Origin of the sequence: Paramagnetospirillum caucaseum (genome assembly GCF_000342045.1) — a bacterium.
In the GTDB taxonomy this organism is placed as follows: domain Bacteria; phylum Pseudomonadota; class Alphaproteobacteria; order Rhodospirillales; family Magnetospirillaceae; genus Phaeospirillum; species Phaeospirillum caucaseum.
The window spans coordinates 1-6,553 of the sequence record NZ_AONQ01000119.1; the positions used below are offsets into that span (position 1 = coordinate 1).

Annotated in this window: 7 protein-coding genes; 6 read left to right on the forward strand and 1 reads right to left on the reverse strand. The window is 63.7% G+C overall.

The genetic code is table 11. The features are described from left to right. The 4 genes from mamS to mamV form a co-directional block, all read left to right on the forward strand. A partial coding sequence (gene mamS, locus H261_RS22080; RefSeq protein WP_235063020.1) for a magnetosome protein MamS occupies positions 1-549 on the forward strand: 549 nt, incomplete at its 5' end. Positions 550-616: 67 nt separating this feature from the next. Further along, on the forward strand, positions 617-1,099 hold the full coding sequence (gene mamT, locus H261_RS22085) for a magnetosome protein MamT (protein WP_008622199.1): 483 nt from the start codon (positions 617-619) through the stop codon (positions 1,097-1,099). A 42-nt stretch (positions 1,100-1,141) separates the two neighbouring features. Beyond that, positions 1,142-2,035, forward strand: coding sequence for a lipid kinase MamU (gene mamU, locus H261_RS22090; RefSeq protein ID WP_008622201.1), 894 nt, complete (start codon positions 1,142-1,144; stop codon positions 2,033-2,035). Positions 2,036-2,133: 98 nt separating this feature from the next. After that, complete coding sequence (gene mamV / locus H261_RS22095; RefSeq protein ID WP_235063021.1) at positions 2,134-3,120, forward strand: CDF transporter MamV; 987 nt, start codon at positions 2,134-2,136, stop codon at positions 3,118-3,120. A 49-nt stretch (positions 3,121-3,169) separates the two neighbouring features. Here the strand turns inward: mamV and H261_RS26290 are convergent, their stop codons facing one another. Next, positions 3,170-4,465 carry a response regulator gene (locus H261_RS26290; RefSeq protein WP_235063022.1) on the reverse strand — a complete coding sequence of 432 codons (1,296 nt, stop codon included), beginning with the start codon at positions 4,463-4,465 and terminating at the stop codon, positions 3,170-3,172. Positions 4,466-4,792: 327 nt separating this feature from the next. On the opposite strand from H261_RS26290, the gene H261_RS22105 reads away from it, so the two are divergent. Further along, positions 4,793-6,022, forward strand: a complete 1,230-nt coding sequence (locus H261_RS22105) for a hypothetical protein (protein ID WP_040477224.1) — start codon at positions 4,793-4,795, stop codon at positions 6,020-6,022. A 166-nt stretch (positions 6,023-6,188) separates the two neighbouring features. Then, on the forward strand, positions 6,189-6,542 hold the full coding sequence (mamW, locus tag H261_RS22110) for a magnetosome protein MamW (RefSeq protein WP_008622215.1): 354 nt from the start codon (positions 6,189-6,191) through the stop codon (positions 6,540-6,542). Positions 6,543-6,553: the final 11 nt, after the last annotated feature.

The following is a 6,553-nucleotide window of genomic DNA, read 5'->3' on the forward strand; positions in this document are numbered from 1 at the left end:
GGCGTCATGGACTTCCGGCCAGAGCGTATGTTGAGCCGTATTCGGCAGATGGCCGAAGGCGCCGTCTCGCCCCAGCTGGTGCTCGGCCTCGGGGTCGTCCTGATCCTGGGGCTGGTTGTGAGCGCCATGCTTCCCGACCGCTTCACAGGCGGCGGCAAAACCGGCGGCGGCGTCACGGCCCAAAGCCAGGCATTGTCGCTTCCCGCCGCCCTGCCGGGTCTGTCGCCCTTTACCCCGGCGACGCCTTTGCAGTTCAGCGGCCGTGTCACCCAGGTGGCCAGCATCGGCAACGATGTCGGCTGGGGGCAGGTCCATATCTGGATCGACAACGGCACCGGCGCCCTGCAGGAGATTTCGGTGGCGCCGCAGGCATATCTTACCCAGATCGGCTGCCCGTCCTTCGACGGAGCGCGGGTCAGCGGCGTCGGATTCATCTTCGATCCGGGGCGGCCCAATGCCGAGCTTTACGTCAAGTCGATCCAGGTCGGCGGGCGGACCTGCAAGTTGCGCGATGACGAGGGACTGGCACTGTGGATGGTGGTGCAGTGAGTCCGAGGAGACGGGGAAGGTGAGCATGGAGGCGCCGCGGCGCGGCCGTCGCTGGGTAAGCTTGGGGATGATCGCCTTGTTGGCGGCGATCGGGCTGGGACTCTATTGGGACCAGCTGTCCACGCCGTCCGGCATAACGCCCGCCACCTCGCCCCGACGGGCGGAGGGGCTGCTGCTGGGGCGTCTACCGCTGCCCATGGAGCCATCGCTGCTGTCGCCGCTGGAGCGGCTGCTGGAACCGCCGCTCCGCTACAAGCTGATGACCATCCGCCATATCCCGCCGGTGAAGCCAGGAACCGGAATGCCGCATCCCTATGTAGGCGATTGCATCCAGTGCCACCTGATGGTGGGCGGCCCGGCCGCCGGCTCCCAGTTCAAGACGCCCTATGGCGCCGTTTTGGAAAATCTCTCGCGGGTCCGCAAGCTGGGACCGCCCATTCTGCCGACCTCCCGCCAGCCGCATCCGCCGGCCGGACGATGCATCAAATGCCACGACATCGTGGTCAAGGTGCCGGTGGACAAGAAAGGCGGCATGAGATGGCAATTATGATCGCGGGCGCCATTCCCCGCTGACCAGGGACGGGGCGGAGCGATGCGCATCGCGGCGATCATCAATGAACGTGCGGGAACCGTCGCCTGCCTGTCGCCCCCGGTCGTCGCCGCCCGGCTGTCGGCCATCTGGACCTCGCTGGGCCATCAGGCCCATGTCACCCTGGCCGAGGGAAAGGACATGGGGCGCGCAATTCGCAAGGCGTGCCGTGATCCCGCCGTCCATGCGGTCATCATCGGCGGCGGCGACGGGTCCTTGTCCCGATCGCTTAAGCATGTGGTGGGAAGCGGCAAGTCCCTGGGTGTCCTGCCGCTGGGAACCATGAATTATGTCGCCCGCCAGTTCGGAGTGCCGTTCGACCTTGACCGGGCGGCGGTGGCCTTGGCCGATGCGGTTCCCACCCCCACCGATTTGGGGCGGGTCAATGACCGTTTCTTCCTGATTCGTGCCTGTCTCGGCGCATTTCCTGAATTCATCCGTTCTCGCGACGAGGCCCGCCGCAAAGGAGGGAGCTTTCTGGACGGAGCCCTGGCCGGGCTGACCGGCCTGGCCCGGGGGCATCGCTTGATCGAAGCGGAGTTGATCGGACCCGACGTCCAAGCCCGGATCGCCACTTCCTTTTTTATGGTGTCCAACAATATGTGCCGGGATTCCGATCCGTTCCAGCTGGAGCGCGAGCGCATGGATGGCGCTACCCTGGGGGTTTATATCGGGCAGGGGGCGGGGCCCTTCAGCCTCATGGATCTGGGCCTGCAGGTGGCCATGGGGCGCTGGGCCAGCAACGAGGCCCTCATCCGAGGCTCCTTGCCCTGGCTGGAAATCCGGACCCGGCAGCGCAAGCCGCTGGTCTCCATCGACGGCGAGGTGGAAAAGATGGAAGCCCCCTTCCGCTTCGACATCCTGCCCGGCGTCCTACCCATGCTGGTGCCCAAATAATCGCGGCCTTGCAAGGTGGTGCGGTTGCCATGGACGGCAGGCAACTGCTATAGAATAAACCACGGTGCGCATTGGCGTCGCCGATGCTGGGAAGGCCGATGAAACCAAGCAAATGCCAGGAATGTCGTGACCGAGCGGCTTGGCTGGACATGTTCACCGCCCTGGCTCTCGCCGTGTTCAAGACCGCTTTGGGGGTGCTGAGCGGCAGCATGGCGCTTCAGGCCCATTCCCTGCATTCCTTCGGCGATTTTCTGACCAAGGGCATCAATCTGGCCAGCGTCAAGCTGTCCAGCCGACCGGCCAATTCCGCCTTTCCCTACGGCTACGGCAAGGTTCAATTCCTGTCGGCCAATTTCATCGGCATCAGCTTGATGGCCGGGGCCGCCGCCATGCTGTGGTACAACGTCACCCATCTCGGCTCCGGCCATGTGCAGGTCCCCGAGGTCTGGGCCGTGTTCGGCGCCCTGATCTCCGCCGGAACCGCCGAACTGATGCATCGCTATCTGCGCTGCGTGGCCGAACACACCAACAGTCCCGCCATAATGGCCGCCGCCGCCGACAATCGGGGCGACGCCTATTCGTCTCTGGCGGTACTGGCGGGCATCGTTTTGTCCATCCTGGGATGGGTGGCGGCGGATCATCTGGCCGCCATCTTGGTGTCGCTGCTGGTTTTGCGCATCGGCGCGGTGATCGCCTGGGACAGCATCCACGGCTTGATGGACGGCAGCGTTCCCTCCCATCGCATCGACAGCATCCGGCAATTGCTGGCCGCCCACCATCCCGGCGTCAGCGTCGTGGACCTGCGCGGTCGCCGCATGGGGGAAACCTGGGAAGTGGATCTGCAGCTTTCCATTTCAAGCCAGGTCACGGTCGAGGAGTGCCATGCCCTGACCCGGGAACTGGAAAGCAGGATCGCCCGGGAAGAGCCGCACGCCTGTCACATCCGCATCCGGTTTATTCCCCAATCTGGGGATGCGGCAAAGACCGCCGTCATCGAGACGGCGGCGGCGGTGGATGAATTCGCCTATATGGTCGAGGCGTCCGCGGCCCTCCGGCCGCTTGGCCACAGCCGCAATGGCGGCTGATCGCGGCGTGCGCCGGATTTGGCGCTCGCCGCTATAGGGACCGGGGCCGCTACGCTGTCGGCGATTGGTTGAGGCGCTGGAAGGCGGCCTCTTGGGAATCGGCGGCGCGGCGCTCTTGCAAGATTACATCCGCATCGTTCAGTCGCTTGGCGGCCACAAGCTTCAGCGGTGCGGCGTCATCCTTTTCCAGCTCGCTGAGGGTATTGTCTCGGGCCGTCAGCGACAGCACGTTCTGCCATCCGGTCTTGATCATCTCCAACAGGTCGAGGGAGAGCGAGGGGTAGCCGCCGAGCATTGTGATCAAGGTGTCGAATTCGGACATCTTGTAAAAGATCTTCGACGACGCTCCCAATGCGGCGGGGGTGGTTCCATCGACGATCCGAGACGATTCCTGGACGGTCCGTTCGAGGCCGGAGGCCAGGATTCCCAACGAGAACTTACTGACGGTCCGCATGATCTCGGCGTATTTCTTCTTGAAGAAGGACCCTGCCTCGCCTTCCTCCCGGCAATAGCCGTGGACCAGCCCCATGAGGTTCATCAGACGATTGAAATGGTCGCTGATCTTCGCCTTGGCGTTTTCCTCGGCGGGGTCGTGAAGCAGGGCTTGAAGCTCTTGAGAGATGCGCAGGGCCTCTTGGACGACCTGGACGCGGCGGTTGGACGGTGGCAGATGCTCGATATCGGGGCCTCGGCCGCCGCCGGATGTTGCGGCCATGCCGATTCCGGCGGTGGCTTTGGACGGCGGCCGGCTTGGCGTCTCGGCGGTCGCGCCGCTCGGCGCCTCGGCGGCATTTTCGGGCCGGGCGGCGGCGGACGGTTTCGGCGGCGCGGTTTCCGCCGCCGGGCGCGGGGCCGTCCCATCGGTGGCGCGGCGACGCGGTCCCTGGTAGTTGGGAAGATCGTTCCGCCTGCGGTCGGGACCGGCATAGCCGCCGCAATTGATGAATTCGCGCGAGTCGGTGAGAAGCGCCGAGACGGCTTTCAGCATCCCCCGCAGAGTGAGGGGAAGGGTGGCGAAGCCGGAGGCACCGGCATCCCGGGCTCGGGTCAGACGCTCATTATCCCATCCTTCCGTGACGCACAGGAAGGGAACCGTCCGGGCTCTGGGGGACAAGTCGCGCCGGATATGCTTCAGCAGGTCGATGTGACCATCGCCGGCCTCCGCCCAAATGACGAGATCGATGGTGGTGTAACGAAGCTGTAAAGTGGCATGTTCAACCGTATCAGTTTCGTGAATTACACTAATTCCAATCTGATTAAGAACGTCGGCCAGTAGGCGGCGCTTTTTCTTGTCTGATGAAATCAGAAGGCATGCAAGGTTCTTAAATGATGGTAGAGTCAACATGCATTAACTCATAAGACGGCGGAATTGTATTTAATGAAGGGGTGGTAGATACAGTGGAGAATTCGGTTTGTCTGCCCCATTCCCTCGCCCTCATCTCTCGGTACGCCGAAGGAGGGGTCGCTTGGTGGCAAGCTTATTCCGTATGATGTGCCGAGTCCATGGGAGGCGAGGAAATCGTGTTCGAAAGATGGAATGGCCCGGCTGGCCAGCTCAACCTCGGCGCAAAAATAGCCAGTAAATCTCATAATTCGAGGGTTGTGCTGCGGCCTTGGCAATGCTTCGATACACACCTGATCGGTGGCGTTCGAAAAGGGGTAGATCCTCAAGATGAAGCCATTTGCTGCCTGTAAGGGCCTTGTTGTTATCGCAGACGGCGGCCTGCGCAGGGTGCTGCGTGAGTTGTTGCTTGGGGTAAAGATGCATGATGTCGAATATCTTTCCGATGTCGGAGGGGTAGCGCATGCCCTTCGCGCCAATCCCTCTATCGACCTGATCATCTCCCAAAACGACGTACCGGGCGGCGGGAGCATTGCCATCGCTCGCTTTGTCCGTTGGGAAATGTCCGCTCCCGCCAATACGCTTCCCATCATCAGCCTGGGCCGGGACTGGACGCCGGAACTGCTTCAGGAAACCCGCGAGGCCGGAATCTGCGAGGTCATCGCCATGCCGACCTCGCTGATGGCGGTGCAGGCGAAGCTTTTATCCGCCATGGACGGCAAGCGGCCTTTCATTTCCACCGCCACCTATCGCGGCGGCTGTCGTCGTCGCCGGTCATCCAAGGGTCACCAGGGACCGTTCCGCCGGGCCGAGGACCGCATCGCCGAGCAGCTAAATCAGGCGGTCGAGAAATCGGAACGGCGGGCCATCCGGCAGGAATTGCAGGGAGAGCGTTCCTTGCCGCCGGTGCCCGGAATGGCGGCGGCCGCGCCGCAGAGGGGCTCTTTCGCGGCGCCAGCGCGTCCCAGGGCGGATGAGGCCGAGGAGGACGAAGGGGGCGACCGCCAGACCCGCGCGGTGATCGACAAGGCCTTCGTCACCGCCCGCCTGATCGAGCAGCTTCTGGCGCGGTTGGTGACCACCACCGGCGCCGAGGCGCAGGGGGCTCTGACCACGGCGGTGGCCGATGCCGAAGAGCGCCTTATCAACCTCATGGCGCTGGCGCAGATGCGCATCGAGCAGCACGGCTGCTCCGCGGCGGATATCGAGCGTCTGCGCATTATCCGCAAATCGGTGGATGCCAGCGCGGAATCGCTTCTGCGCGCCCAGCTTTCCCGGCTGATCAAGTCCGGCGAGGACATTTTGTCCGGGCGTGCCGGACTGTCTTTCAATATCGGTCGCGCCATGCAGGCTCGCATGAGCTATGCCCAATTCCTGATCAATGTCCGCGGCGGCATCGACATGCTCGACAGCGAGGTCAAGGACGCGGTCAAGAAAGCCCAAGGCATCGTGGCCCAGGTGAAGGAAATCGAGGCAGGGGTGTTGCCCTTGCCGCAGTTCGACACCGCCCGCTCGCCGAAGTCGCAGACGTCCGGCCGTTCTGGGCCTGCGGGCCGCTGATCCGGTTTCGGCGCCGAATTCGGCGCGATCGGCCCCGTTTCCGAACCATAGAAGATGACGTATTTTTCCCCTTCGGCTATGATTGCCGACGGTTTGCCCCGGCCTATGGAGACCGGGTGCTTTCGCCCGGGGATCTCGGCGCGGCCCATGGGTTTGGAAAGCGGCTATGCTGACAGCGATCATCGCCGGTATTTTATTGTTTCTGTTCGGAGTTCTCATCAAAGGCGTGTTCGCGCACGCCATGGTGATTCTCGTCGCCTGGTTGGCCAAGAACGGCCTGCTGCTGGCCTTTCTCCGGACCCGTTTCGGGCGTCGCGTGGTCCGGAACGCACGGTTCAGAACCTATGCCCAGGTAGGGCCGGGCAGCGGACGGCGGCGAGCCTATCAGGTCTTCAAGCGGATGGCGGGGGCCGAGCGGGCGACGGTTCGCGTCCTGACCCGGGTGCGCGATGGTTTCGCCCTGATGATCCGCCGCCGCCCCAATACGGCGGTGGTGCCGCACCGCAAGAATCCGTCTTGAGGGGGCGGCGG